20 protein-coding genes are annotated in these 25,800 nt (G+C 66.0%); 3 read left to right on the top strand and 17 right to left on the bottom strand.

Annotation, left to right across the window (positions count from 1 at the left end; genetic code table 11):
• Positions 1-164: 164 nt before the first annotated feature.
• The 8 genes from ACZ9GA_RS06000 to ACZ9GA_RS05965 all read right to left on the bottom strand — a co-directional run bounded on the left by ACZ9GA_RS06000 (position 165) and on the right by ACZ9GA_RS05965 (position 7,796).
• Positions 165-935 carry a hypothetical protein gene (locus tag ACZ9GA_RS06000; RefSeq protein WP_457363535.1) on the bottom strand — a complete coding sequence of 257 codons (771 nt, stop codon included), beginning with the start codon at positions 933-935 and terminating at the stop codon, positions 165-167.
• On the bottom strand, positions 936-1,874 hold the full coding sequence (locus ACZ9GA_RS05995) for a glycosyltransferase family protein (protein WP_457363536.1): 939 nt from the start codon (positions 1,872-1,874) through the stop codon (positions 936-938).
• 126 nt (positions 1,875-2,000) lie between these two features.
• Entirely contained in the window at positions 2,001-3,356 is a 1,356-nt protein-coding gene (locus ACZ9GA_RS05990; protein WP_457363537.1) for an MATE family efflux transporter, read from the bottom strand.
• A gap of 343 nt (positions 3,357-3,699) precedes the next feature.
• Positions 3,700-4,167, bottom strand: coding sequence for a DUF5625 family protein (locus tag ACZ9GA_RS05985; RefSeq protein WP_457363538.1), 468 nt, complete (start codon positions 4,165-4,167; stop codon positions 3,700-3,702).
• A gap of 155 nt (positions 4,168-4,322) precedes the next feature.
• Positions 4,323-5,156, bottom strand: coding sequence for a sugar phosphate isomerase/epimerase family protein (locus tag ACZ9GA_RS05980; RefSeq protein ID WP_457363539.1), 834 nt, complete (start codon positions 5,154-5,156; stop codon positions 4,323-4,325).
• A 2-nt stretch (positions 5,157-5,158) separates the two neighbouring features.
• The gene (locus ACZ9GA_RS05975) at positions 5,159-6,391 is read right to left on the bottom strand and encodes an NAD(P)/FAD-dependent oxidoreductase (protein ID WP_457363540.1); all 1,233 of its coding nucleotides are present in this window, start codon (positions 6,389-6,391) and stop codon (positions 5,159-5,161) included.
• Positions 6,388-6,708: a MocE family 2Fe-2S type ferredoxin gene (locus ACZ9GA_RS05970; RefSeq protein WP_457363541.1), complete on the bottom strand. Its 321-nt coding sequence runs from the start codon at positions 6,706-6,708 to the stop codon at positions 6,388-6,390. Before ACZ9GA_RS05970 ends, ACZ9GA_RS05975 begins: the two co-directional genes overlap by 4 nt.
• Positions 6,709-6,710: 2 nt before the next feature.
• Positions 6,711-7,796, bottom strand: a complete 1,086-nt coding sequence (locus tag ACZ9GA_RS05965) for a fatty acid desaturase family protein (RefSeq protein WP_457363542.1) — start codon at positions 7,794-7,796, stop codon at positions 6,711-6,713.
• A 169-nt stretch (positions 7,797-7,965) separates the two neighbouring features.
• On the opposite strand from ACZ9GA_RS05965, the gene ACZ9GA_RS05960 reads away from it, so the two are divergent.
• Entirely contained in the window at positions 7,966-9,009 is a 1,044-nt protein-coding gene (locus ACZ9GA_RS05960; protein WP_457363543.1) for a LacI family DNA-binding transcriptional regulator, read from the top strand.
• A gap of 104 nt (positions 9,010-9,113) precedes the next feature.
• On the opposite strand, the gene ACZ9GA_RS05955 is transcribed toward ACZ9GA_RS05960, so the two are convergent.
• The 3 genes from ACZ9GA_RS05955 to ACZ9GA_RS05945 form a co-directional block, all read right to left on the bottom strand.
• The gene (locus ACZ9GA_RS05955) at positions 9,114-10,307 is read right to left on the bottom strand and encodes an amino acid aminotransferase (protein WP_457363544.1); all 1,194 of its coding nucleotides are present in this window, start codon (positions 10,305-10,307) and stop codon (positions 9,114-9,116) included.
• A 24-nt stretch (positions 10,308-10,331) separates the two neighbouring features.
• Positions 10,332-10,943: a YitT family protein gene (locus ACZ9GA_RS05950; RefSeq protein ID WP_457363545.1), complete on the bottom strand. Its 612-nt coding sequence runs from the start codon at positions 10,941-10,943 to the stop codon at positions 10,332-10,334.
• Between the two features lie 199 nt (positions 10,944-11,142).
• Entirely contained in the window at positions 11,143-11,601 is a 459-nt protein-coding gene (locus tag ACZ9GA_RS05945) for an Lrp/AsnC family transcriptional regulator (protein ID WP_457363546.1), read from the bottom strand.
• 163 nt (positions 11,602-11,764) lie between these two features.
• Between ACZ9GA_RS05945 and ACZ9GA_RS05940 the strand changes: the two genes are divergently transcribed.
• Together ACZ9GA_RS05940 and ACZ9GA_RS05935 are read left to right on the top strand one after the other, a co-directional pair.
• Positions 11,765-13,138, top strand: a complete 1,374-nt coding sequence (locus ACZ9GA_RS05940; RefSeq protein WP_457363547.1) for an amino acid permease — start codon at positions 11,765-11,767, stop codon at positions 13,136-13,138.
• Between the two features lie 89 nt (positions 13,139-13,227).
• A complete protein-coding gene (locus tag ACZ9GA_RS05935; RefSeq protein WP_457363548.1) occupies positions 13,228-14,106 on the top strand; it encodes an undecaprenyl-diphosphate phosphatase in 879 nt (292 codons plus the stop codon).
• Between the two features lie 125 nt (positions 14,107-14,231).
• Here the strand turns inward: ACZ9GA_RS05935 and ACZ9GA_RS05930 are convergent, their stop codons facing one another.
• The 6 genes from ACZ9GA_RS05930 to ACZ9GA_RS05905 form a co-directional block, all read right to left on the bottom strand.
• Positions 14,232-15,362, bottom strand: coding sequence for an SMP-30/gluconolactonase/LRE family protein (locus ACZ9GA_RS05930; RefSeq protein ID WP_457363549.1), 1,131 nt, complete (start codon positions 15,360-15,362; stop codon positions 14,232-14,234).
• A 96-nt stretch (positions 15,363-15,458) separates the two neighbouring features.
• Positions 15,459-17,492, bottom strand: coding sequence for a hypothetical protein (locus ACZ9GA_RS05925; protein WP_457363550.1), 2,034 nt, complete (start codon positions 17,490-17,492; stop codon positions 15,459-15,461).
• The gene (locus ACZ9GA_RS05920; RefSeq protein ID WP_457363551.1) at positions 17,489-18,616 is read right to left on the bottom strand and encodes a VWA domain-containing protein; all 1,128 of its coding nucleotides are present in this window, start codon (positions 18,614-18,616) and stop codon (positions 17,489-17,491) included. Before ACZ9GA_RS05920 ends, ACZ9GA_RS05925 begins: the two co-directional genes overlap by 4 nt.
• Positions 18,613-21,051: a DUF5682 family protein gene (locus tag ACZ9GA_RS05915; protein WP_457363552.1), complete on the bottom strand. Its 2,439-nt coding sequence runs from the start codon at positions 21,049-21,051 to the stop codon at positions 18,613-18,615. Before ACZ9GA_RS05915 ends, ACZ9GA_RS05920 begins: the two co-directional genes overlap by 4 nt.
• Positions 21,035-22,129: an ATP-binding protein gene (locus ACZ9GA_RS05910; protein WP_457363553.1), complete on the bottom strand. Its 1,095-nt coding sequence runs from the start codon at positions 22,127-22,129 to the stop codon at positions 21,035-21,037. The genes ACZ9GA_RS05915 and ACZ9GA_RS05910 overlap by 17 nt, the downstream gene beginning before the upstream one ends.
• Positions 22,119-25,697 carry a DUF4132 domain-containing protein gene (locus tag ACZ9GA_RS05905; RefSeq protein ID WP_457363554.1) on the bottom strand — a complete coding sequence of 1,193 codons (3,579 nt, stop codon included), beginning with the start codon at positions 25,695-25,697 and terminating at the stop codon, positions 22,119-22,121. Before ACZ9GA_RS05905 ends, ACZ9GA_RS05910 begins: the two co-directional genes overlap by 11 nt.
• Between the last annotated feature and the right edge of the window lie 103 nt (positions 25,698-25,800).

Here is a 25,800-nt window from a genome sequence, read left to right as displayed (position 1 = left end):
GCGTCAGGAAGCCCGCGCAATCTTCTTCGCGGGTAGAACCCGCTCCCACAGTGAGTGGTGTACCAGCAACTGTCTTGACCGCGTCGTCTGCATCGCGACCAAGGTCGGCTCCTACGCCGTCCGTGGTAGGAGCCGGGCTTGGCCGCGATGCAGGCGACGCGGCCTCAGGAATACAGCCCCAGGCTGTCGTCGGTGGCGATCGGCTCATCCAGCTCGGGCAGCGGCAACGGCTCGGGGGTGAAGGCGTCGATGGCCAGGGTGCGCAAGCTCACCGGCAGGTCGGTGGTGAGGTATACCCACAGGTCCGCGGCATCGTCGGTCAAGGAGGAAGACGATGATGGGCCAGTGCTCATGTCCCAGTCCCAACTGTCATCACGCTCATCGTCTTCGACAACCGCACCGGCCGGTGGCTTGCTCAGCAACACGATCTGCCGGACCTGTTCGCGCAGCGCAGGCGACAACGGCAGGTTGTCACGCTGGGACTGGCGCAGGCGGTCGAGCAGTTGGCCGCCGTCTTCGCGGGCGGTGTCGATCAGGCGCTGCTCATTGGCCAGTTGCTGCAGCTCATCATCGAAGGCCGGCAGCTGCCCCCAGCACACTTGATCCAGGTGGCTGGCCAGGCGTGTCTGCAACACCGCCAGCGCGCGGCTGTAGTCCTGCCCGGCGAACAACCCCAGCCATTTGCGCTGCTGTTGGCAGTGCTGGCGGATGGGCGGCGTGACGAAGTCGGCGACGCGGTATTCCAGCAGGCGCAGGGCGCCGTCGGACAGGGACGGCAACAGGCTGGCGGCGGTGTCGGTCAGCCAGCGCTGGCGTTGGCCCAACAGTTCACCACGGTGCTGTTCGAGGTCGGCCAGGCGCCACTCCAGCCCGGCCGTGGCCTTTGACAAGGCGGTGATGGCGACCTTCAGGTCGCGGGACGATGCGTCGCTCATTCAAGCTCCTTGGTCGGCGAGCAGGCCGTCTTCGTGACGGCTGGCGAAATAGTTGGCGAAGTAGTCTCGCAGCCCCGGCTTGTCCATGCCGCTCGCCCATTGCAACGGTAGGCCGGGACGGGCGACGAGGTCAGTAAACGGGTCATAGCCCAGGTCGGTGATGTCGTGCATGCGCAGGAAGTAGCGGCGGTTGACTGCATCGCCGTGCCACAGGTGACGGATCTGGCCGCTGACCACGCCCAGGCTGCCTTGTACCCGCGCGTAAAAGCGCTCGCGCCAGGCCTGCAAATGCGCGATTTGCCGGGGGTCATGCTTGAGCGCGTTGCGGATGCAGAAATTGCCGTCGCCATAAATGGCGTGGGCCATGAAGTGGTCGGCGCTGCCTGACACGGCCGCTTCGTACAGACCCACTTCATCGAAGATTTCCCGGCGCATGGCCCAGCCGTAGCCGGTGTGACCATGGCGGTCATAGCGCCCGGCATCCAGGGCATCGGGGTGACGGCGCATCACCGAGGCGAAGGATTCGGCCACATCGGGTGTATCGCCTGGGACATTGCCGCGCTGCAGGCGCAGGGCGGTTTCGAACACTTGCACCACCGGGTGGCGTTGCAATTGCTTGACCAGTTCACGGGGCCAGCGCGGGTTGTCGAAGAGGATGTCGCAATCCAGCCATGCAACGTAGCGGCACTGGCGCGGCAGCCAGGAGGCGGCCAGGTTGAGCAGGCGTTCTTTCTGCCATAACAGGGTATTGGCGCGCACCTGGATGACGTCCAGGGCGGGCGGCAGTTCGAAGGGCGCCTCGCCGAATGCGCATTCGATGGTGATGCACGTCACCCCCGCCTTGTGCATGCCGGCCATGAACAGGTCGTAGTTGCGCCGGCGCGTGGCGTAGCGGCACGGGTTGAAGTAGGTGGTCAGCACCACCAGGGAATTGTTCAAAACACTGATCCTTCAGTTCCTGTAGCAGCGGCCGGCAGGTCGCATCACAGGCAACGCGCACTGGCTGACCCACCGCGCTGCCTGTGACGCCGCCTTCGGCAGCTGCTACAGGGGTTGTGGCGTAAGTTACACCAGGCGTTCGATCTTGCGGTGTTGCCACACGCCTTTGTAGTACGCGGTCTGCAAGGCCAGCATCGCCAGGTAGGTCAAGGGAAACGCCATCCACACCCCTTGCAGACCGAAGTGGCTATTGAGCAGCCACGCCGCCGGCAGTTCCACGCCAACGATGCAGAAAATCGAAATCAGCACCGGCACCAGCACCGTGCCGCTGGCGCGCATGATGCCGCCCACCAGGGCCTGGAAGCCGAACACCAGCATGCTCCAGAGCATGATGTGCAGCAGGTGCGACGCTTGCGCCAGTGCCACCGGATCGGTGATGAACAGCCCCAGCAGCCAGTCGGACAACAGGTAGCCCAGCAGGATCAGGCCGCCGGTGAGCCACACATTGATCGCCAGGCCCGTGCGCAGGATCGGCCCGATGCGCTCCAGGCGCCCGGCACCAATGGCCTGGGCGCCGAGGATCGAGGCGGTGATGGCAATCGACAGCGCCGGGAATTGCACGTAGTTGACGATTTGCGTGACCGCGCCGTAGGCCGCGGTGGCCTGGGAGCCATGGCCGTTGACCAGCGACAGGATCACCAACTCGGACAGCGAAATCACCACCATCTGCACCCCGGTGGGCAGACCGATGCGCATCACCTTGGCGAGGATCGCGCGGTCCAGGCGCAGGGCCTTGATGAACTCGGCGTCCAGCGCCAGCGGGTGCTGGCGACGATTGAGGCGCCAGGCCAACAGGCCGATGGCGGCGATGTTACCCGCCAGCCCCGCCAGCACCGCGCTCTGGATGCCCATCTGCGGCAGCCCCGCCCAACCGCGAATCAGCGCCGGCGTCAGCACCAGCCCCACCACGGTGGACAGCAGCAACGCCAACAGCGGCGACAGCGTGTCGCTGACACCGCGCAGCAACTGGGTGAACAGCACAAACACCAGCAGAATGGGCATGATCCACATCATCACCCGCGCATAGGCGACGGCGTCGTCCAGCACATCCAGCGGGGTGCCCAGCCCCTGCAAGGCCTGGCGCGCAAAGACGCTGCCGAACACCGCCGCCACCAGACCGATCAGCGCACCCAGCAGCAAGGTGGCACCGGCAATCTGCTTGACCACCTGCGGCTCGCGCGCGCCCCACGCCTGGCCGATCAACACCCCGGCGCCGGCGCCCAGGCCGATCACCAGGGCGATGAAGAAGAACACGATGGGGAACATCCCCGACACGGCGGCCAGCGCCTGGGTGCCCAGCATCTGGCCGATGTAGATGCTGTTGAGGGTGCCGGACATGGACTGCAGGAAGTTGGACAGCACCATGGGCGCCAGGAACGCCAGGTAGGTTTGCCACAAGGGGCGTTGCGGTGGGATGGGCATGGAATACTCGGGCAGGTGGAAAGGTGCGCCGGGATTCTAGCGCATTCACACCGGTCAACACCGTGTCGCTCGCATCGCGAGCAAGCTTTGCTCCCACAAGGTGAAGCCTAACATCGATGGTTGGCTCAACACTGTGGGAGCAAAGCTTGCTCGCGAGAGGCCCGAACTGATTGCCCAAAACCATAGAATCTCCCACAGCATACGCCGCACCTCTGTAGCAGCTGCCGAAGGCTGCGTCACAGGTGGCGCGGTGGATCAGACAGTGCGCGGCGTCAGTGACGCGGCCTGACGGCCGCTGCTACAGGTTGCCCGACACCATAGAATCGCCCACGGTACGGCGGGGTTACCAGGCGCGCACTACGCTGACGCCCGCACGGTAGTCGGCGATGGCGCCGGCGCTGCCGCGGCGTTCCACGGTGATCTGGTAGCGGCCGCGCTCCAGGTGCACTTCGCTCAACTCGGCGTGCAGTACGCCAGCACTCCAGGAGGACAGCGCGGGGTGGCTGATGCGCCGGTCCTGGATGACCACCGCGTCGTCGACGTCGTAGATGCGCAGGTTGACGCTGAACGGCGCGCCGCTGTCGCGCCCGCCTCCCGCAGCGTCCCACAGCACCTTGCGCGCCAGGGGGTCGGTGGCCGGGTAGAAATAATCGATGCGCACCGAATAGCTGTCTTCCTGGACGATACGCACGGCAAGGCCGGTGACCGCGCCGGAGCTTTTCAGGCTCAGGGGCGCAGCTTCGCTGGCGTCGGCCAGGCGGGTGCAGGGGGCCAGGCACAGCAGGCAGAGGGTGAACGGCAGACCTTTCAAAACGCAACCTCGATACACGCATTGCGTTACAGGTTAAACGATTTTTCAGGTAATGCCCGACCTGAGGTCGTACGCACCTGCGTAGGAGCCGACCTTGGTCGCGATGCAGCCACCGCGGGTATCAGGCATGGCCTCATCGCGCGCAAGCGCGGCTCCTACGGTGCTGTGGCGGTCCAGAGGTGGCGGATCAGGTCCTTGAGGCGTAGCGCTTCCTGCCAGCGGTCGGTCAGCTCGCGGCCATCCGCGCCGGTGATGGCGTACGGCGGCGGCCCCAGTTCGCAGGTGAACGACAGGCTGGCGTCGGCGCTGACTTCACGCGTCAGCCAGTCCTGCATTCCATACCGCCACCAGCCCAGAAACCGCTGCACCCACGCCTGATGCTGGGGAAAATCGACCGACACCTGCACCTGTTCGCTGCTGGCCACCCGCCCATGAAAGCCCCAACTGCGCCGCAGCACCTGGCGGATGGCTTCATCGTCCTGCTCGCAGGCATCTTGCGGCAACTCGCGCCCCACCACGTAGTGCGACAAGTCGGCGAGCAATTTAAGACTGGGCAACTCGTCCAGCAACGCCAGCGTCAAGGGCAGGTCATTGGTGATGCGATACCGATGGGTTTCCAGCAACACGGGGAAGTCCACCTGCTCGATCAGCCGCTGCCAACCGTTGAGCAGCGGCAGCACCTGCGCCACCGAATCCGCCCGCACATCGGCCTGCACCGTCAGATGATGGCAGCCGTACTGACCAGCCACGTCCAGGGCCGCGGCCAGATCGTCGACGGTGCGCGGAAACACCTGCCCTTCTATCGACAGGCCAAGATCACCTACCAACCGGCTCAGGCGGCGAGCGTGCTGCGGTTGCCAGAAGTGATCGGTGATGCCGTCGTAGCCGGCAGCGGCGATCTTCTCCAGTTGTGCCTCCAGAGGCAAGGTCGGCTGGCCCTGATGATCGAGCATGGCCCACAGCGATTGAAACACCAGCAAACGTGGCATGGTCAGTTCCTCAGCAGGGTTTTCAGCGACAGGCCGGGGTCGGCCAGCTGGCTGGCATTCAGGGGTTGGCCGCTGGTGATCAGGCGTTCGCACAGCTTGATGTCCTTGGCCACGCTGTTGCCCACCCCCCACCCGCAGGCGCCTTGCAGGCGTTGCTGGCTGTCGAGGTAGAACAGCAGAAAACCGCCGGCCAGGTTGCGCCGAGCAGCGGGCAGAACGTCGGCGGTCTGGCCCACCGTCTGCACGCCATGATCGTATTGATCGGACCAGAATCCGGGCACCTGCTGGAACGGCTGCGCAGCCCCTAGCATGTTCAACGCCGCATGGCGCCCCTGTGCCTCGGCATTGCGCCAGGTTTCCTGGCGCTGATACGGGCCGTCAGGGTGCAGGCGAAACTCGCACACATCGCCGGCCACATACACGTTCGGCGCACTGGCGCGCAGGCAGTCATCGACGCGGATGCCCTGCCCCACCGCCAACCCGGCCGCCTGCGCCAGGCCGATGTTGGGCTGCATGCCGATGCCCACCACCACGCTGTCGCAGGGGATGCGCGTACCATCGTCCAGGCGCACGCAGTCGATGTCCTCCCTCCCTTCGAATGCCTCGATGCGCGCGTTCAAGCGTACGTCCACGCCCTGCTCGCGGTGCAGCGCCAGCAAGGCGGTGGACACCTCCTGCGGCAGCACGCGGCCCGCCAGCCGGGGACCGGCCTCCAGCACTGTCACCGTGCAACCCAGGGCACGGGCGCTGGCCGCCACTTCCAGGCCGATGAAGCCACCGCCCACCACCACCAGGCGCACGCCACCGCGCAGGCTGGCACGCAACGCCAGGGCTTCGTCGTGGGTGCGCAGGTAGCGCACGTTGCGCACGCCCGGCGCCAGCCCCGGCAAACGTCGCGCGCTGCCGCCGGTGGCCAGCAGCAAGCCGCTGTAGGGCAAACGACGACCATCGGCCAGAAGCACCTGCTGGCCTTGCACGTCCAGCCTGTCCACGGCACGACTGGCAACGTGCTCGATGCTCAACCGTGCCAGCTCATCAATGCCGCTCAGGCTGTAGCCCTCCAGTTCGGCAGTGCCTTGCAGCACGCCCTTGGACAACGGCGGGCGCTCATAGGGCGCATGGGGCTCATCGCCGATCAGTAATAGCTCACCGTCATACCCCTGCTCGCGCAGGGTCAATGCCGCGCGGCCACCGGCATGGCCGGCACCGACGATGATCAGGGGCGCAGCGTTCATGGGTTCACCGCCAGCAGCACGCGCCCGCCTTCAACCCGCACCGGGTAGGTCTTGAGGTTCACGCACACCGGCGCGCCCAGGGCCTTGCCGGTGCGGTAGTCGAACCGGCCGTTGTGCTTGGGGCACTCGATCACATGGTCCATCACCAGGCCGTCGGCCAGGTGGATGGCCTCGTGGGTGCAGCGCCCGTCGGTAGCGAAGAACTCGCTGGCGGCCGAGCGGTACACCGCGTAGCTGTGCTGCTGGTGATCGAAGCGAATCACGTCTTCCTCGTCGATGTCGTCGATGGCGCACACATCAATCCATTGCTCGCTCATGGTCAGGCCTCTTGTGGTTGGACGTGGCCGGTGGGCACCGGGCGGCGGACGTGGCAGGTGGGGTCACGGCGCTGGCGCCACAGGGTGGGCAGTATCTCGCGGTAGGCCGCCAGCAGATTGGGGTACGGCGGCGGGCAGTCGTGGCGGATGGCTTCGTGCAGTTGCGGCAGCGCGTGGTACGGCACCATGGGGAACATGTGGTGTTCCAGGTGGTAGTTCATGTTCAGGTAGAGAAAGCGCAGCAGCGGGCCCATGTAGATGGTGCGGCAGTTGTAGCGATGGTCCAGCACATCCTCCGCAAGGCCGACATGCTGGGACACGCCGAACACGTAGTTGAGCCAGCCGCCATAGAGGGTCGGCAGGCCGATGATCATCAGTGGCAGCCAGCTGTGCGACAGCACCGCAGTGACGGCGGTGATGCCGAGAATCAGCAGCCAGATACGCGCGGTCCAGATCACCTTCGGCCATTCGGATTCGGGGATGAAGGTTTGCTCTTGCTCATCCATGCGGCCACCGGCATGGCGCAGCAGCGCGCCGAAGGTTTTGTAGACATGGGGCAGGCTGAACAGGCTCAGGACCATCTTCACAAAGCTGGGCGGGCGCGGCTCGACGATTTCCGGGTCGCGGCCGACGATGATGGTGTCGGTGTGATGCCGGGCGTGGCTCCAGCGCCATACCTGGGGCTCGAACAAAATCATGAAGCTGGCGATGTGGTAGACCGTGTCGTTGAGCCAGCGGGTCTTGAACGCGGTGCCGTGGCCGGCTTCGTGCCAGCGGGCGTTGGCGGCGCTGCCGTACAGCACGCCATAGGCGAAGAAGAACGGCACGCAGGCCCAACTGCCCCACAGCCAGCAGCCGGCGGCGCCGGTGATCAGCAAGGCCAGCAGCCACAGGCCGGTGTCACGCAGGGCCGGGCCGTTGCGGCGCTGCATCAGTTCCTTGAGGTGTTTGCGCGGGATCGGCGATTGGTACCAGGTAGCCGAAGCCAGGCCCTGATCCACCGCGCGAGCGGCGTCCTCGCCGGTCAATCGATAGTCGCGGCGCGCGGGGTGCGCACGGCGTGCAAAGGTTGCACTGTGGTCGGTCATGTTGTTGTTCTCCGCAGGCGTGAAGGTCGGCGGCCTGGGCGGCACGCTTGCGGAAAATATAGGGAGGGCCTGTTTGCCCCTCAATGCCTTGAAGACATTCACTCTCAAGCTATCATCGCAAGGGATTCACGCTTGATAGTTTTCTTGCACGCCAGGCACAAGGGCCCTCATGAACAATAAAAAACGCCCCACCATTGCCACCGTTGCCGCCCAGGCGGGCCTGAGCGTGGCCACCGTTGACCGGGTGCTCAACGCCCGTGCGCCGGTGACCAGCGACACGGCCGAACGGGTGTTCCACGCCGCCGAGGCGGTGGGCTATTTCGCCGCGCGACTGATTGGCCAACGCATCCAGGAACGCCGCCCCACCTACCGCTTCGGCATCCTGCTGCTGGGCACTGCCCAGGCGTTCTACGGGCAACTGGCGGCGGCCATCGAGCACGCGGCGCGGCGCCACGCCAGCGCCAACCTCACGTGCCAGTTCGAGTACGTGGTGGACCGCAGCCCGGCCGCCATCATCCATCAGATCGAACAGTTGGCGGTGCAGTGCGATGCCCTGGCCGTGGTGAGTTTCACCGACCCGCAGATCAATGCCTGCATCGAGCAGATTCGTGCGGCGGGGGTGCCGGTGGTGGCATTGCTGTCGGACGTGGATATTCAGGGGCAGATGCCCTACGTGGGGCAGGACAACCGCCAGGTGGGGCGCACCATGGGCTGGTTGCTGGCGCATATGTGCGGCACGCGCGAAGGCAGTGTCGCGGTGCTGCTGGGCGGGTATCGGTTTTTGGGCCATCAGGCGCGGGTGGATGCCTTGCGAGAATACTTGCAGACGCAGGCGCCGGGGCTGCGCATGCTCGATGCGCTGATCAACCTGGATGATGACCGGCTGACCGAGGAAGCGACGCTGGAATTGCTGGCACGGCACCCGGATCTGTGTGGCCTGTGCGTGGTGGGCGGTGGCGGTGATGGCGTGATCCATGCCCTGCGCCAGCGACCGCCTGGGGATGGGCTGTGCAGCATTGTGCCGGAGTCGACGCCGTTGTCACGGCAGGCGCTGGCGGATGGGGTGTTGAGCCTGGTGATCGATTCCCAGGTGCAGGGGATTGGCGTGGCGTTGATTGAGGTGTTGCTGGGGTTGCAGGAGCGGCCTGAGTTTGATGCGCAGAGCCAACGGGTGTTTGTGCCGTTGCAGATCATCACCCGCGAAAACCTGTAGCCGCTGCCGCAGGCTGCGCTGGCCGGCAGCCTCGCTGGAAATCTCCAGCGCACTCCAGGGCCAGCGCAGCCTGGCGGCAGCGGCTACAGGGTTGGGATTGCCGGTTATGCCAGGCGGGCGATGGCCTGGGCGACGGCGCCCACATTGTGCTCATTGAGCCCCGCCAAACACATCCGCCCACTGTCCACCAGGTAGATCCCCGACTCCTCGCGCAACTGCCGCACCTGCGCAACGCTCAACCCGGTGTAGCTGAACATGCCTTGCTGACGCAGCAGATAATCATGACGCCCATCCGGGCATTCATCGCGCAGCAGCGATGCAAGCTGCGTGCGCATGGCCTTGATGCGCACGCGCATCTGCTCCACTTCCGCCAGCCACTGGGCACGCAGTTGTTCATCACCCAGCACACCAGCCACCAGACGCGCGCCGTGGCTGGGCGGGCTGGAGTAGTTGCGGCGCACGGTGGCCTTCAACTGGCCTTGCACGTTTTGCGCGGTGGCGGTATCGGCGCACACCACCGACAGCCCGCCGACGCGCTCGCCGTACAGCGAGAAAATCTTCGAGAACGAATTGCTCACCACCACCGTCAAGCCAGCCTCGGCCATGGCGCGGATGGCGTAGGCGTCCTCTTGCATGCCCTCCCCCAGGCCCTGGTAAGCGGTGTCGAGGAAGGCGATCAGTTGGCGCTCGCCGAGGATCTTTACCACCGCGTCCCACTGCGCCGGCAGCAGGTCGGCACCGGTGGGGTTATGGCAGCACGGGTGCATCAGCACGATGCTCTGCGCCGGCAGTTCGGCCAGGGCCGCGCACAGGCCGTCGAAGTCCACGCCGCCGGTGGCCGCGTCGAAATACGGGTAGGTGTTGACGGTAAACCCGGCGCCGCCGAACAGCGCATGGTGGTTTTCCCAGGTCGGGTTGCTGACCCACACCTGCGCCTGCGGGAACCACTGGCGCAAAAAGTCGGCACCCACTTTCAGCGCGCCCGAGCCGCCCACGGTCTGGATGGTGGCCACGCGGCGCTCGTCAAGCACCCGGGCCTGCTCGCCGAACAGCAGGCGCTGCACCTGGCCGCAGTAATCGGCCAGGCCGTCCATGGGCAGGTACAGCGACGGGCCCTGCTCGCTGGCCAACCAGCGACGCTGGGCTTCGGCCACCGACGGCAACTGTGGGATGCGACCTTCGGCGTCGTAGTACAGGCCGATGCTGAGGTTGACCTTGTTGGCGCGCGGGTCGGCCTGGTAGGCCTCCATCAGCGACAGAATCGGGTCACCGGCATAGGGACGAACGTGATCGAACATGATGAACTCCAGACAGAAAAAGACTTACGCGCAGTAGCGACCGGCGCGATGGTTGAGGGCCACGATCAGGTTGAGCACCACCACCCCGGCCACCGACACGGCCAGCACCGGCAGCGACACGGTGGCCAGCGACAGCGACAGGATCAGCACGTCGCTGCCCATCTGCAACCAGCCGGCCCGCCAGCCGAAGCGTTGCTGCAGGTACAGCGCCAGAATGTTGAGACCGCCCAGGCTGGCGCGGTGGCGGAACAGAATGAGGAACCCGGTGCCCAGGATGATATTGCCCATCACCGCCGCATACAGCGGCTGCACACGGGCAAAACTGATCAGCCCGGCAAGGTGGTCGGAAAACAGCGACACCAGGCCGATGCACAGGAAGGTCTTGAGGCTGAACGCCCAGCCCATGCGTCGCACGGCCAGGTAGAAAAACGGCACGTTGAGCAGGAAAAACACCACGCCAAACGCAAAGCCGAACGCGTAATGCAGCAACAGCGCGATGCCCGCCGTGCCCCCGGTCATGATCCCCGCAGTGCGCAACAGCAGCAGGCCGAAGGAGATCATGACGGTGCCCACCAGCAAGGCCAGGCAATCTTCGACGCGACTATGGGGGAAGCTGGGGGCGACGGCTGTGGTCATGGTGCACTCGATGTCCGGGAAGTCTGGGGCGGCCGGCCTGGCCCGAGGAGCCAGATGACCGAATCGAGCGCGAAATTAGCAAAAAACAAAATTAATGTGTATTTAAAAATCATATTTCGCACGAATCACGCACAAACAAGTAAAACCATGCGCCACGCGAGTGCAAAAGCTCAAACCCTCGCGCGGTTTCGGTGCGTTTTTACCGCGCACCAATGCCCGCTTCCTTGATCCGCTGCAACACCACCGCCGTCTTCATGTGCCCGATGCTGCCACTGCTGGCCAGGCGGCCCATCAGTGCGTTGAGCTCGATCAGGTCCGCCACCGCCACCTTCAGGGCGTAGTCGGCATCGCCGGTGGTTTTGTAGGTATCGATGATCGCCGCCTCGTCCAGCACAAAGGCCTCGAAGTCCTCGGATTGCGCCGGCGTGTGGCTGACCAGTTGCACTTCGATCATCGCCACCATCTGGGTATTCATGGCCTGGGGCGCCAGGCGCGCGTGGTAGCCCAGGATCAGCCCGGCCTGTTCCAGGCTGATGCGCCGGCGCGAACACTGCGACGCCGACAGGCCCACCAGCTCGCTGAGGTCCTGGTTGGTGAGGCGGCCGTTGGCCTGCAGCAGGGTCAGGATCTTGAGGTCGAAATCGTCAATCGCGGACATGGCTCGGTTCCGTTGCGCGGGTGTGAGGGGCAGGCAGATTAACAGCACCCAGCCTGTGCGCTGAACCCCTTCGCGGTGATTGGCACCTGATTTGCAATCGTCCCTGCATGACGTCACCCAGGGCACCGGCCAGTGCCCGCCCCTCACTGATCAGGACATCACCATGAGTCAGCCTGCACCCTCGACGCTGCACCGAGGCTTGAAGAACCGCCACATCCAGCTGATCGCCCTGGGCGGCTCGATCGGCACCGGCCTGTTCCTGGGCATCGCCCAGACCATCAACATGGCGGGGCCCGCGGCCATCCTGGGCTACGCCATTGCCGGCCTGGTGGCGTTCGCGATCATGCGCCAGCTGGGCGAGATGGTGGTGGAGGAACCGGTCACCGGCACCTTCAGCCACTTCGCCAACCGCTACTGGAGCCCGTTCGCAGGCTTTATGTCGGGCTGGAACTATTGGGTGCTGTACGTGCTGGTGGGCATGGCCGAACTGACCGCCGTGGGCCTGTACGTGCAGTACTGGTGGCCCGGCGTGCCCACCTGGGCGTCGGCGGCGGTGTGCTTTGTGCTGATCAACCTGATCAACCTCACCCACGTCAAATGCTACGGCGAGGTGGAGTTCTGGTTCTCGCTGATCAAGGTGGTGGCCGTGGTCAGCATGATCGTTTTCGGCGGTTGGCTGCTGGCCACCGGCACCGGTGGCGAACAGGCCAGCATCAGCAACCTGTGGGCCCACGGCGGTTTCTTCCCTCACGGCCTGAGCGGCTTGGCGATGGCCATGGCGGTGATCATGTTCTCGTTCGGCGGCCTGGAACTGGTGGGCATCACCGCCGCCGAGGCCGACGACCCCAAGCGCAGCATTCCCAAGGCCACCAACCAGGTAATCTGGCGCATCCTGCTGTTCTACATCGGCGCCTTGGCAGTGCTGCTGTCGCTGTACCCATGGGAGAAGGTGGTGACCGGCGGCAGCCCCTTTGTACTGATTTTCCATGCGCTGAACAGCAACGTCATCGCTACCGTGCTCAACGCCGTGGTGCTGACCGCCGCGCTGTCGGTCTACAACAGCTGCGTGTTCAGCAACAGCCGCATGCTGTTCGGCCTGGCCCGCCAGGGCAATGCACCGGCGGCGGTGTTGCGGGTGAACCGTCGCGGGGTGCCGGTGGTGGCGCTGGGTATTTCGTCGCTGGCCACGGGTGCCTGCGTGGTGATCAATTACCTGATGCCGGGCGATGCCTTTGGTCTGCTGATGGCGTTGGTGGTGTCGGCGCTGGTGCTCAACTGGGTGGTGATCACCATCACGCACCTGAAATTCAAGCGCCAGCAACGGCGTGCCACGGCTTATCCCAGCTGGGGCTACCCCATCAGCAACTACCTGACCCTGGTGTTTCTGGCCGGGATCGTGCTGGTGATGTTCCTGACACCGTCGATGCGCCTGTCGGTGTACCTGATGCCGGTGTGGCTGGGGCTGTTGGCGGTGGCCTATCGGCTGCGCACTGCGCCGCTGAACACAGAAGGGTTGGCCCCGGCCGCGCAGAGATGAAATTAAGCGGCTGCCTGAAGCGTGGCGTTTACTCGTCATGCTTCCCGGCTACGCTCTGATTTTCAGCCTCCCTTCTGCAGGACATCACCTTGGCAACAACCCTGTGCGCCGCCGGCCTCGATACCGGCTTTGCTTCCCTCGACTATGTGCAAATCGGCATTCTGGGCGTGATCCAGGGTATTTCCGAGCTGCTGCCCATTTCATCCACCGCGCACATGCGCATCGTCCCTGCCCTGCTGGGCTGGCCTGACCCGGGTTCGGCATTCTCGGCGGCCATGCAACTGGCGGCGCTGGCGGCGGTGGTCAGCTATTTCTGGAGCGACGTGCGCCAGGTGGTCAGCGGCAGCGTGAGCGCCGTGCGCGAGGGCGACTTTGACAGCCCGTGGTTCAAGCTGGGCGTGGCGATCATTCTGGCCACCATTCCCATCGTCATTTTCGGAGTACTGCTGGGCCCGCTGCTCAACAGCTGCAACTCGCCGCTGCGCGGGTTGATGGTGATCGGTGTCTCGTGCCTGGTGATGGCCGTGCTGCTGGCCGGCGCCGAGCTGAGTTGCAGGCATCGACGGGACATGGACCAGATGCGCCTGCGTGATGCGCTGATCGTCGGCATCGCCCAGGTGGGCGCGCTGATCCCGGGGGTGTCGCGCTCGGGTTCGACCCTGACGGCGGCCTTGTTTCTCAACTTCAAGCGCGAAGAGGCCGCCCGGTTTTCCTTCCTGCTGGGCTTGCCGGCCATCGCCCTGGCCGGGCTCAAGGAGCTGTGGGTGCTACTGCGTGCCGGCATTGGCGCCCAGGCGTGGGGGCATCTGGCGTTCGGCCTGGTGATTGCCAGCATCTCGGCGTTTTTTGCCATTTGGGGGCTGATGAAGTTTCTGGAGCGGTTCAGCACCTGGCCATTCATTGTGTACCGGGCGGTGCTGGGGGTGTTCCTGATTGTGGCTGTTGGCACAGGGTTGTTGGGGGCCTGAAGGGATGGGCGCGGCCAGCTGCTGTACGACGGTGTCGTCTGCATCGCGGCCAAGGCCGGCTCCTACCACGGACGGCGTAGGAGCCGACTTTAGTCGCGATGCGGGCGACGCGATTCGGCTACGGGTCAGGCGTGGTCCAGGGGGGATGGCTTGGCGTCGATGCGGATTTTGTACAAGTGCACCGGATACTGCACGGTCGACGGTTTGCCGCCCGTGGTTGCCGGGGTGCGGTTGATCTGCGCCGCGGGCAGGTACAGGTAGCCGTCCTGAATCCACAGCGCGTCCACCCACACCAGCCGCGGGTCGGCCACCACGGTGGTCACGGTCTTGTCCGGGGCGATGCGCTTGACGCTGCGGGTGTTGACGTCCGATGCGTAGATATTGCCCGCCGCATCAATGGCCGTGCCGCCGGTGCTCCAGGTGTCCAGCCAATGTTCGGCGTGGGCTTCGACGTCCTTGGCCGACAGTGTCGGGTTGTTGATATAGCGCGTGGCGATGCGCGCCAGCGGCCCGGGGATGGCCTGGTAATAGAGGTACTGGCCGTCGGGCGAAACCTCCAGTTGATCCAGCCCCACGCGTTTTTCCTGGCCATTGGGGATGAACAGCTTCTGGCCATCGGCGTACATCGGCAGGTGGTCGATGGACAGTTCATGCCCCTCCAGCACCGTGCGCGCCTTGCCACTGTCCAGGTCCAGCACCACCAGGCGCACGGCACCCGGGTCGGTCAGATAGGCCAGCCGCGAACGGAAGCGCACGTCGTCGAAGTAGCTGTTGTCCTTCTGAATCGCACTGTCAAAGGTGTAGGTCTTGTCCACCTGGTTAGTGGTCAGGTCAATACGCACCAGCTTGCCCGCCCCCGGCACCGCATGGGCACCGGTGTTGATGCCGGTGTTGCCGGCATCCACTGCCCACAATTTGCCATCGGGGCCGACGCGCAAGGCGTTGACGTGCAGGAAGTGCTTGCCGGGCTCGGCAGCGTTCCAGCTGTTCCATTGCGCATCGGGATAGGGGTGCAACTGCCCGTCCTTGCCCACCTCGGCCAGCGACATGCCCGGCCCTTCGGACTGGGTCAGCGACACGAAGATGCGGCCATCGGCAGTGACGGCAGCACCGTTCCAGATATGCGGCGAGGTGGCGACTTCGATCAGGCGGCTGTCTTGCTGGGTGGGCAGCGTGGGCGGCAGGACGTCCTGGGCGGTGGCGAGCAATGGGCAGGACAGCGCCAGGGCGAGTAGCAGGGGCTTGCAAAAGGGCATGGGCAGTTTCTCCGTCTTATTTAAGGGGAGTATTGCCGCGAGGGATAGTTCGTTTCCATTTGCGAATATTCAAGCAATGATTCCCAGCAGGAATGATTAGCCGTGTGGTGCCTCATCCGCGTCCCGAGCCAGGTGCTGGTATTGCAGACACAGGTAATGAGCGATGATCAAACGTGCGCTCAGCCCGGTCCCCGGCGCGGTGCGCTCGATGGCGCTGTAACCTGCGGCGTGCAGGCGCGCGGCCCATTGCTGCAATGCCTGCTCCAGTACCGGGCAGGCCTGAACACCGCGTTCGGCCTGCTGCCACAGCCACAGGGCAAATGCCGCCAGGGTCGGGCAGCCCGCCGGCGCATCGGGGACAGAACGCTCCGCTTGGGGTGCTGGGATGGGTACAAGCGCGGGGTGCTGCGGCGAGGACGGCGCGAAGTGCACGTCAACCACCGCGCCATCCGCCAGGCAGAAGGTACTCAGCGGCTCGGCCACCCAGCCTGCCCCCCGGGCCTGCAAGCGGGCCACCCAGCGGGTGTCCGGGCGCCAGGGTTGCCCGGCCATGGCCTCCAGGTTGGCAATGGCCTGCCGGGTGTAGGGCGAGTAGCTGAGTTCCAGGTTCAACCACGCACCGTTGAGGTCGCGCATCGGCCACACCAGCACCTGCCGCGCCGGATCAAAATGCAAGGCATCCATGCCCGCCGGCGCCAGCACCACCCAATCGAGCATCGGCTGCGCAGACGCCAGCAGGCTGTGATCACAGGCCCGGTGCCGATGGGGCAATTGTTGCCAATCGCTGATGGCCGGCAACTGCTGCAACTGGGCAGCCGTCAGCTCCCCGTGAACCACCGCCACCACGGATTCGGCGAGCGACAGGCGCCCCTGGGCATTGACCTGCGCGCTTTGCAACGATAGCCGCCTTCCGCTGGCCTGTGCCGGCGAGCCCAACCCGGTCCAGGGGCCTGGCAGGGTGTAGCGCAGCAGCGGATCGACACCGCCCTGTAGCTGCGGCCGCACCTCGCTGGCCGACAGGAAACCCTGCTGCGCCGGGCTCCAGAACAGCAGGGTCAGCCCCAGATAGCCGGAGGCGGATCGCCAGGCACTGGCACCCAGCCCCCACAATTCCAGCGAGGCCGTGGGCACATAGCGAGAGCGCACTTGCCCAACCAGGTGCGCAGGTGCCTGGCCACGGGCGGCGGCGCTGTGCAGCGCCTGCAGCAAACCGTAGCAACGGCTCAGCTCATGCAACAGCCGCTGAGTGTCTGCCCCCGCCGAGCGTTCGAGCAGTTGCTGCACCTGATCGGCCAGGCGCTGCAACGACAGGGCCAGCCGCGGGTAGTGCGCCCCCCGGGCCCACACGGCCAGGGTCACGAAACGCTGCTGCATGGCTGCTGACAGGTGCGCCAGCCCCAACCCCACGGCGGCCTCCAGCAGCTGCCGGGCCTGCTGACGCAACCGGTGTCGGGAAGCCTCGTGGGGCGAGGCCCCGGCATCCTCGGTTGCCCGCGCCACCGGTTGCGGCGCCACCCAGCCCTGCCCTGCGGCGTGCTGCACAGCCAACACCGCGGCCACCTGATAGCGGGTGCGGGCCGTAGCCGCCGGCTCAACCAGCATGCCCTGCAAAGGGCCGCCCAGATAGCGCAGCGTCACAGGCGGCTGGCCCAGGGTGATCACCAAGTGCTGCTGCCCGGTCACCTGCAGCGCCTGCTGGCGCTCCAGCCCCTGTACCCACTCGAATGCCCATCGATACCCGGCCTTGCCGGCGTGTTTGAGCAGTTGAGCGTGGGGGATGTCGAGCAACGCCTGACGCAGTTCGGACAAATGCGCCTGCTGCACGGCCACGTTAGGCAGCGCATCCTGCGGCGCCTGCTGCAGGCTCAGGGCCGCCGTGAGGATGTGCTGGCACACGCCACTGGCCGGGCACGCGCAGCGGGCAAAGGCCACACCGCGCGCGTCGAAGCACACCCTATGGCCGTCACACTCAAGCACCAGCTCATCTGCTGCCTCCTCGCGCAGGCTGGGCGGGTGGCTGTCCAGGTCCTTGCAGGCGCGGCGGTACAATCCGCGATTGGCCAGCGCGACGAACGCCGCCTCGTCGAGGCGCGACAGCTGGGCCAACAATGCCTGCCTGAGTTCGCTCACGAGATCACCTTGAGCAGCCATTGCGCCAGGCCCTGTGGGCTGAGGGCCGCCGTGGTCATGCCGCATTCGGCCAATTGCGCCGCCATGTGCCGGTCATAGCGCGGTTCGCCCTGCTCGTCCAAGGCCGCCAGGCCGAGCAGCGTCACCCGTGCCTCGGTCAATTGCTTTACGCGGCGCAGCATTTCACTGGCCGAGCCCCCTTCGTAGAAATCGCTGATCAACACCAACGCCGTGCGCTGGGGATTTTCCACCCACTGGGCGCAGTAGCGCAGCGCCTGGCCAATGTCGGTACCACCGCCCAACTGCACACGCATCAACAGCTCCACCGGGTCGTCAACATAACCACTGAGGTCTACCACTGCCGTGTCGAAGACCACGATCTTGACCCGCAGCGCCGGGAGCCCCGCCAGAATGCCCGCCATCACCGCCGCATGAATCACCGAGTCAGCCATGCTGGCGCTCTGGTCTACGCACAGGATGACGTCCCAGGGCAGGCGGCGGGTATTGCGCGCGAAGTAATAGAGCTTCTCCACCACCAGGCGGCGCTGTTGCGTGTCGTAGTGTTTGAGGTTACGGCGCACCGTGCCCCAGGCATCGAAGTTGCGCGCAACCGCCAGCGGCGAGTGGCGCTGGCGGTCAAGGCGCCCCGACAGCACCTGGCGCACCTGCGGTTCGAGCCGCAGGCGAATCTGCTGCAGCACCTGGCGCACGATGCCCCGCGCCATCTGCAACACTTCGCCGTGCAGGTGGCTGCGCACGGCAAGCAAGGTGCGCAGCAACGCCTGATTGGGTTCCAGACGCTCCAGGGCCTGCGGGTCGGTGACCAGTTCGGTCAGGCCGTAACGGTCCAGGGCATGCTGTTCGATGACCTCCACAGTGGCTGTGGGGAACAGCTCGCGCACCTCCCCCAGCCACGTCACCAGGGTGACCTGCGAGGGCTCCAGAGAGCCGTCCCGGCCATCCTCGCGCGTGCCTCGGCCCTGGTACTCACGGCCGTACAGGTACTCCAGGGCCGCGTCCATCCGCGCGGCCGCCCCGTGCAGGCTGGCCCCTGCCCCCTGCTCGCCCAGCGGCGCATCGGCGTACTTGCCCAGCACCAGGCGCCAGCGCTCCAGGGGCGTCATGCGTTCACCCAGCCGTCCAGGCCATCAGCGGCCAAGACCTGCAGCAGTTGGCCCGACGCCCTCAGATTGGCCTGCATCTGCTCGGCCGTCACCGCGTCGGCGCGCAGGCTGCCCAGGTCGCGGCCGCCATGAAGCGCGGCCACTTGGCTGGCGACGCGGTCGGTTTCACGCGGCGTCAGGTCGGCGAAGGCCAGACGCAATTCGGGCAGGCACGCGACAAACTGCTCCTGGCCCCACTCGGCAAACAGGGTGTCCAGCACCCGCAGCAGTTCGGGGAGTTGCCACGCCGTTTCCCGGGCAGTCGCCAGCAGACCGCGTACGAAGGCCACGGCCTGCTGGGGCTCGGCCAGGCCGCGCAGATGCCCTGCCAGGTCGCTGGCCAGTTGCGCGGGGCTCAAGCGCGTGGCCAGATACAGCAGCCCGGCGCAGGCACCGCGCACCAGGGCATTGGCCGGGCGCTGATAGGCGCTGGAGACCATGTGCCAATACAACTCGCTTTCCAGCCCGTGGCCAGCCGGCCCCAGCAGCAGTTCGCGCAGGTGCAGCAGGCACTGGATATAGCCCATCGGATCGCCCTGCCCCGGCGCCTGTCCCCCCAGGTAAATGGCTCGTTCATAGGCACGCGCCAGCATGGCCCCCAAGCCTGCAAGCCCGGCCGTCTGCAGCGGCTCGCGGGCCTCCAGCAACACTGCCAGGCTGCCGGCGGCTGCCACCAGCCGGTCGAATTGGCCATCCGCGCCCAGGGCTTCGCTCAGCCAACTCAGCACCAAATCCAGCTGGCCCTGCAAACCCAGCACACAGGCCTGCACCATCAGGGAAGTGGCCGCCTGGGCGTCAGCCTTGCCATCGCGCATCGCCCCTTCCAACTGCTGGGCAAAGCGCCAGGCGACGGCCTGGGGCAGGCTGACGCCCATCATCGAGGCTTCTACCAGGGCGGCCTCGGTGTTGCCCGACCAACTGTATTCCCAGTGCTCCTGCAACAAGTGCACGGCGTGCCCACTGGCGAAATCCGGGCCCCGCAGGCGATAAGCAAAGGGAATGTCCAGCAACGCCAGGCCATGCAGCATCTGGCTGGTTCGGCGGTGTTCGGCACGACGGTAGAGGTCCAACACCACACGTCGTGGTTGGGTATCGTGCACTTTCAGGCGCTGCCGCCAGACGCGGTTGAGCACATCCTGCACCAGCGGCGGCGTCAGCGTACCCGGCGGTACCTGGCCCAGGGCATGGCCGGTGAAACACCGCTGCGCCGCCTGGCGAACCCAGGCACCCTCGGCGTCGGCGTCGCCCTGGATGAAGCAACTGATGATGGCGTCCTCCACGTCAACGCGGGTGGGCGCATCCCGCCCGCGCAGGGTGGTCAGGCGCAGCACCTGCTCGTAGGCGGCGCTGATGGCCGGCAAGGGCAAGGCAATCTGGTGCTCCCGCACCTCGGCGGCCACCTCGAACAGCACCTCGAGGGCGGCGTGCTGCCGCGCGCGGGCCGGCGCTGCCTGGCCCTGACCGATCTGCTTGAGCTGGGCCTCCCACACCCGCTGGTGCCAGGCTGGAGCGCTCATGCCCGCCGCGTAACCGTTCAAGCGCTCCAGGCGATCAAAGCTGTAGCGAATCAGTGCACAACCCTGTTCGCCGTCGCCGCCGGCCTGCCTGGCCGGACGCGCTACCGGCGCGGCCAGCAAATCGGCCAGCGCCACGGCATGCAAGCCGCCGAGCACCACCAGCACCGGGCCATCCCCCGGCGCACGCGTTGCCAGGGCCTGCTGGATTTCCCAGGCCATCTGCGCTTCGCGAGCCAGGGTGCCATCGGCCTGCAATTGGCTGGCTGTGCAGTCCAGGCGGGTCAGCTGGCAATAGCCCGCCACGGCGATCAGGTGTTCGCGCCAGTCACGGCGGGTCGCGGGCACCTCGAACAGGTGTTCCCACAACGCTTCGTGATCGCGGCAGCCCAGTTGCCCGGCCAAGCGCTGCAAGTGGTCGCTGCGCCCGTAGTGGCGCTCATCCAGCAGGCATTCGTGATCAGACGCCGTGGTGGCCGATTCAAGGGCACACTGCTCGGCGTACTCCAGGTCGATGAAGCGTGCCGCGATACCGCGCTTGGCGGCTTCGCGCAGGGCAACCCATTCGGGGGAATACTCGCAGAACGGGTAATACGCCGCGCGCCGCACGCCCCCCTCACCCGCCTGCGCCGCATAGGTGTAGATGGCCAGGGGCAGCCGCGCCTGCGGGTGCACCAGCGAGGGGATCAGCGTATCGAACGATTGCGGGCCTTCCACCAGGACGACGCTGGGCGGATGGCTGGCGAACAGCTGCTGCACGTGCCAGGCACAGCCGGGGCTGTGATGGCGCACGCCAAACAGCACCAGTTCGTCGCTGATCAGCCGCTGCCCCACCGCGCGCAGGCTGGCACTGTCGAGCAAGGGGCTAGCGCTCCAGTTCACGCCGCGCCTCAAGCACACGCTGCCATTGCGGTTGCTGGCGGGCACGCTGGCGTACCACCACGTCGAAATAGTGCCTCAGTTTGCCGCCATCCTCGGGGTTGTCCTTGAGCACGGTACCGATCAGCTGACGCGCGATGTGCTCGCCACCCACTTCGCCGCTGCCGAAATAGTGCGCGTCCAGGCAGGCCGCATAACCCACCGCCACGGCCTCGGCCGCCGACATGACAGCGGTCGGCCGCTCCACCAGCGTGCCTTCGGCGGTGGCGCCGTGGCGCAGGTCGTTGAAAGCGGTCACCAGCAGTTCGAGTACGTCGGGCCCCAGTTCGACCTGCACCTGAGCCTGCTGCAACAAGGCCTGGGTCTGTTCGCGCACCAGCTGGGTTTCCAGGCGGCGGTCGCTGATGGGGCGCACGGTCTCGAAATTGAAGCGGCGCTTGAGGGCACTGGACATCTCGTGCACACCCCGATCGCGCAGGTTGGCGGTGGCCAGGATATTGAAGCCCGGCGCGGCAAACACGGTGGCCTGGGGGCCGCTGAGCTCAGGCACGTGCAGCACCTTGTCCGACATGGGGCTGATCAGGCTGTCCTGGATCTCAGGTTGAATGCGGGTGATTTCCTCTACCCGGCACAGGGTGCCGCGGCTCATGGCCTCGTACAGGGGGCCACGCACCAGCGCGCGCTGGGTGGGGCCTTCGGCCAGCAGCAAGGCGTAGTTCCAGGCATAGCGGATCTGCTCTTCGCTGGTGCCTGCGGTGCCCTGCACCGTGCACAACGAATGCCCGCTGATGGCGGCGGCCAACAGCTGCGACAGCATGGACTTGGCGGTGCCCGGCTCGCCTACCAACATCAGGCCGCGGTTGCTCATCAAGGTCACGATGCAGCGGTCGACCAGTGCATCATCACCGTAGAACTTGCGTGACACCTGCACGCCCGCATCGCCCAGAATGAACGCGCGCACGGCACGGGGCGAGAGCTTCCAGCCTTGGGGACGCGGCCCGGCATCGTGTTGCTGCAGGCGACTCAATTCGGCGGCGTGGGCCTGCTCGGCCGGCGCCTTGAGGGGGGCGTCAATATTCACTGCGCGTCTTCCATTGGGGGTCGAAGCCGGTGCCCTGTGCCGCTATCAGGCGCAGGTCGTGGTAGCACTCGGACAACAGGATGGGCGGCACGTCGGCCAGGTCCAGCGACTGATCGCGGCGGTAGAAGGTGAGGTCCAGCAAGGCCACGGTACGGTTGGTTTCGGGCAATGGGTTGCCGGTGAAGCGGATGACCGCCGCCAGGCCCAGGCTGACGAAGGATTTTTCATAGGTGTAGAACCAGCCACCGTCCTCGGTGCCCCCGCGGGTGTAGCCCAGTTTCTGCGCCCGGTTGCGCAAGGCGAAGGTGTCCAGCAAATGCCCCTGGAAATCCTTCAGCGTATAGGGATCATCTGGCGCCTCGGGCAAGCGATACACGCCTTTGCCCAGTTGCTGGAACAGTGGCGTCACCGCGTAATCCACCAGATGCGACTGCCACTGGGCCACTTCGTCTGCGCTCAACAGTGATTCGTGGGCCAGACGCACCCGAGCTTCGTCGCCCAGTTGCAGGGGGTTGTCATCGCTGTCGGTGAGGCTGCCGTCGTCCAGGGGCCGGAAGATCGCCACCACCTGGTCGTTCTCGACCTGCACCCAGATCAGGCGCTGCAACAGGTGGCGCATCACGGGGTGCTGATTGAGGTACCGCTGCCAGTCGGCGAACGCCCAGTCCCGCCCCGTGCACAACGCATCATAGAGCCGTGCGGTCTGCTGCTGGACGATGGTGGCCAGGGCTTTCTTGACGCCGCTGTAGTGCTGCTTCGACGCCTTGGCTTCCTCGGCGTCGTCGTCCTGGCGAGGCTCTGGCAATGCAGCGATTTTCTTGCCGTCGCCATTGAACAGCTCCACGCTGAAATCCGGCAGCAGGCGGGCGGTGAAACTGCGCTCGCCGTAACTGAGCTCCAGCACACCCTGCTCATCGAAGCCTGCGGACGGCAGGGTTCGGTCGGCCAGCTGCGCCACGGCCCAGCCCTTGCGCTTGGCCAGCGCTCTGGCGTGGGTGATTGCCTCTTGCTGGAAGCTGCGCGTGCGGAAACGGCTGGCCAGCGACAGCAGGGCCTGAGCAGCCGAGTCGTGGTCAATCCAGCCCAGCATGGCGATCAGCGCCTTGCCCTGGTGCGCGCGGGTGCCGTAGAAGGTCTTGAGGTAGCGCAAGGCCAGGGGCGCGGCCTGGGCGCCGGCGCAGGCCGCCACCACGGCCAGCAGCCCTTTGCTGGCCACCGCCGAGCCCGCGGGCTGGCGCAGCAGGGCGGGCAGGAAACGTGCGACCAGTTCTGCGTGGCTTTTGCCCAGCAGTGGGCTGCCCTGGTAGTGCTGGGGATAGCGCTGAATGTACTGCAAGGTCGAGTGCGCCCGGCTGTCGGCCAGGGCCTGAGCCTGTTGCGCAGGGATGGGGCGGGTGTCTTCCTGCAGCCACGCTTGCAGCACGAACTGACCAAACGCCTCGCGCTCATGGGGGGCGAATAGGCTACAGAAGCGTCGCAACGAAGCCCCTGGTTCGGCGCTTTTGAGCTTGACCGCCTGGGCGAGCATGCCCTGTACCGCTGCCAAGGGCAGTGGCTCGTCAGTGTCGGCCCAGCGGAGCCCTGGCAGGGTATCCCATGGGAACCAGGTGAGGTCCTTGGGTACGCCCTTGGCGGCTGCGCGTGTGCATTCGGCCAGCCACTGATGGCGATCCAGGTATTGCTCCACGGGCTGCCCCAGGCCTTCCAGTACGTCCAGCAGGGCGGTGCGCACGGCGTCGTTTTTCTCTTTGGCCAGTGTCTGCTCCAAGGCGGCAACGGCGGGCTCATGGCCCACCCTGCCCAGCCACTGGGCGGACTGCAAACGTACGTCGGCCTTGCCCGAGGCAAGGCCGGCGAGCAGCCAGCTCTCCTTGCCGGGCACCTGTGCCAAGGCGCGCTGAGCCTGCACGCGCTCGACTTGATTGGCGCCCAGGGCGATGGCGAACACCCGCTCAAGCAACGGCGCTGCCAACGGTGCCACACGCGCAATGGCGCGGTACACCGTGGAGCTGAAATAGTCATCGAGATGGGCCAGGGCGTGCTCCAGCCCCTGCACATGCAGCGCCAGGTAAGGCACCACGGCATCGTCCCCCCACACGTCGGCAAAGGAAAAGCGGCAGTGGTCGCGCCACAGCACATCGCCATCGCGACCGCTGGCCACCAGCAACTGGGCCAGGCCCATCAAGGTTGGCTGGCCGCAGGTCAGGTGGAGCGCATCAAATCCCGCCTGCGCCGCCCCGCCCAGGCCACCGCTGGGTGCCTGCAGGGCGTCGAAGAACACCAGCACCTTGAACAGCAGCACCGGCGTCATTGCCTGGCTCTGCGCCAATGCTTCGATGACGGGAGCAAGCCTGTAGTCGCTGACAGGGGACGCCGCTGTCGGTACGCTCACGTCTGCGCTGCCCAGGTAGGCAGTGAGCGCGTCCAGGCTGACGGCGGTGCGATCATCGTCATTGAGCGCGACGCACAGCTGCTCGAGCGCGTCGAGCTGAGCTGCGGTAAGGCGAACCGCCCAATCAATCACCGGCACGTCATAGTCAACCGCCAATGGGGTGGCGACCTCGGGTGCCTGCCATTCGTCAATCAGGCTGCGCACCGAGGCGGCGCGATCCTGGCGGGCCAGGTCCAGCACCTGTGTGCGCAGTGCGGCGTCCTGGGCCTGATCGGCAAAAGCCCAGAGCAGGCGCAGGGCATGACTGCGCTGCTCCGGCTTACCCTGGCGCGCCAGGTTCGATAACGGCGCCAGCGCCCCGCCCTGGCAGGCGCGCACCAGTGGCTCGGCCTGTTCGCGCACTTCACGGTTACCGCCACAGGCCATCTCGCACAGCGGCACGGCCAGCGCGCCCAAGGCAGCCAGATCGAGGGTGGTCATCAATGCCATGACCTGGGACTTGGTGTACATATCCCCGGCCAGCACCAGAGGCCGCAAGACATCGGCATGGCGCACCACCCACTCGGAATAACCCGGCAGGTTCTTGATCAGATAGATACCGTAATCGCAGGCAAACCCCAGATGGGTGCCGCCGAAACAGGCGGTCAGCAACGCGGTGGGGGGCAACTGCGCCTCCACCAGCGTAGCCTCCATCAGCGTAGCGTCGATGCACTGGCAAATCCGGCTGACGTCCGCGCGGGGATCACGGCGCCGGTCGACGCTGTGCATCAACAGGATCTCGGCCCAGTGCGACCCGTCCGCCATGGGGATGCCGAAGCGCGGGTGGCGCAGTTGAGCGGCAGCGGCCTGCAAGGCGCGGGCCCAGCGCAGCAGCTGCGTGGGTGACACGCCGGTCATGTCGTCATACAGCGCGGGGCCCAGGCTGCCGACGCGGCAAGCGTGCCCTTGCATCAGATGCAGCGCGTCAGCAACACCATCGAGCCGCGCCAACTCGCTCAGTACCTGCGGGCCATCGCCATCGCGGACATAAGCCAGTACCTCGCCGGCCAACCCGCCGCCGGACAATCTATCCAGGGGTGCCAGGTAAGTGTGCAGGCGTTGCAGCCAGACCGCGGTGGGGGCTGGGGAAGTCGCGCCAGCGCTGCTGCCCAGCACCTTGCCAATCCATTTGAGCATGTAACGTCCTGTAGATCTGCGTCCTTATCGGGCGCGCAGGATATACCACAAACTCGGTTCTGTACGCCCTCGGTGGGCCCCGCGGCCTGGAGATTCACAGGCC

The organism is Pseudomonas sp. TE3644 (assembly GCF_056278815.1).
The sequence above is the reverse complement of the archived record's forward strand: the minus strand, read 5'-3'. Positions and strand labels throughout refer to the sequence as shown.

What these genes read in the sequence shown, in the direction of transcription:
- ACZ9GA_RS05960 (WP_457363543.1), top strand. Translation starts at nt 7,966, where the DNA reads ATGAACAATAAAAAACGCCCCACCATTGCCACCGTTGCCGCCCAGGCG.
- ACZ9GA_RS05955 (WP_457363544.1), bottom strand. Translation starts at nt 10,307, where the DNA reads ATGTTCGATCACGTTCGTCCCTATGCCGGTGACCCGATTCTGTCGCTG.
- ACZ9GA_RS05945 (WP_457363546.1), bottom strand. Translation starts at nt 11,601, where the DNA reads ATGTCCGCGATTGACGATTTCGACCTCAAGATCCTGACCCTGCTGCAG.
- ACZ9GA_RS05930 (WP_457363549.1), bottom strand. Translation starts at nt 15,362, where the DNA reads ATGCCCTTTTGCAAGCCCCTGCTACTCGCCCTGGCGCTGTCCTGCCCA.
- ACZ9GA_RS05980 (WP_457363539.1), bottom strand. Translation starts at nt 5,156, where the DNA reads ATGCCACGTTTGCTGGTGTTTCAATCGCTGTGGGCCATGCTCGATCAT.
- ACZ9GA_RS05970 (WP_457363541.1), bottom strand. Translation starts at nt 6,708, where the DNA reads ATGAGCGAGCAATGGATTGATGTGTGCGCCATCGACGACATCGACGAG.
- ACZ9GA_RS05990 (WP_457363537.1), bottom strand. Translation starts at nt 3,356, where the DNA reads ATGCCCATCCCACCGCAACGCCCCTTGTGGCAAACCTACCTGGCGTTC.
- ACZ9GA_RS06000 (WP_457363535.1), bottom strand. Translation starts at nt 935, where the DNA reads ATGAGCGACGCATCGTCCCGCGACCTGAAGGTCGCCATCACCGCCTTG.
- ACZ9GA_RS05975 (WP_457363540.1), bottom strand. Translation starts at nt 6,391, where the DNA reads ATGAACGCTGCGCCCCTGATCATCGTCGGTGCCGGCCATGCCGGTGGC.
- ACZ9GA_RS05950 (WP_457363545.1), bottom strand. Translation starts at nt 10,943, where the DNA reads ATGACCACAGCCGTCGCCCCCAGCTTCCCCCATAGTCGCGTCGAAGAT.
- ACZ9GA_RS05905 (WP_457363554.1), bottom strand. Translation starts at nt 25,697, where the DNA reads ATGCTCAAATGGATTGGCAAGGTGCTGGGCAGCAGCGCTGGCGCGACT.
- ACZ9GA_RS05940 (WP_457363547.1), top strand. Translation starts at nt 11,765, where the DNA reads ATGAGTCAGCCTGCACCCTCGACGCTGCACCGAGGCTTGAAGAACCGC.
- ACZ9GA_RS05965 (WP_457363542.1), bottom strand. Translation starts at nt 7,796, where the DNA reads ATGACCGACCACAGTGCAACCTTTGCACGCCGTGCGCACCCCGCGCGC.
- ACZ9GA_RS05920 (WP_457363551.1), bottom strand. Translation starts at nt 18,616, where the DNA reads ATGACGCCCCTGGAGCGCTGGCGCCTGGTGCTGGGCAAGTACGCCGAT.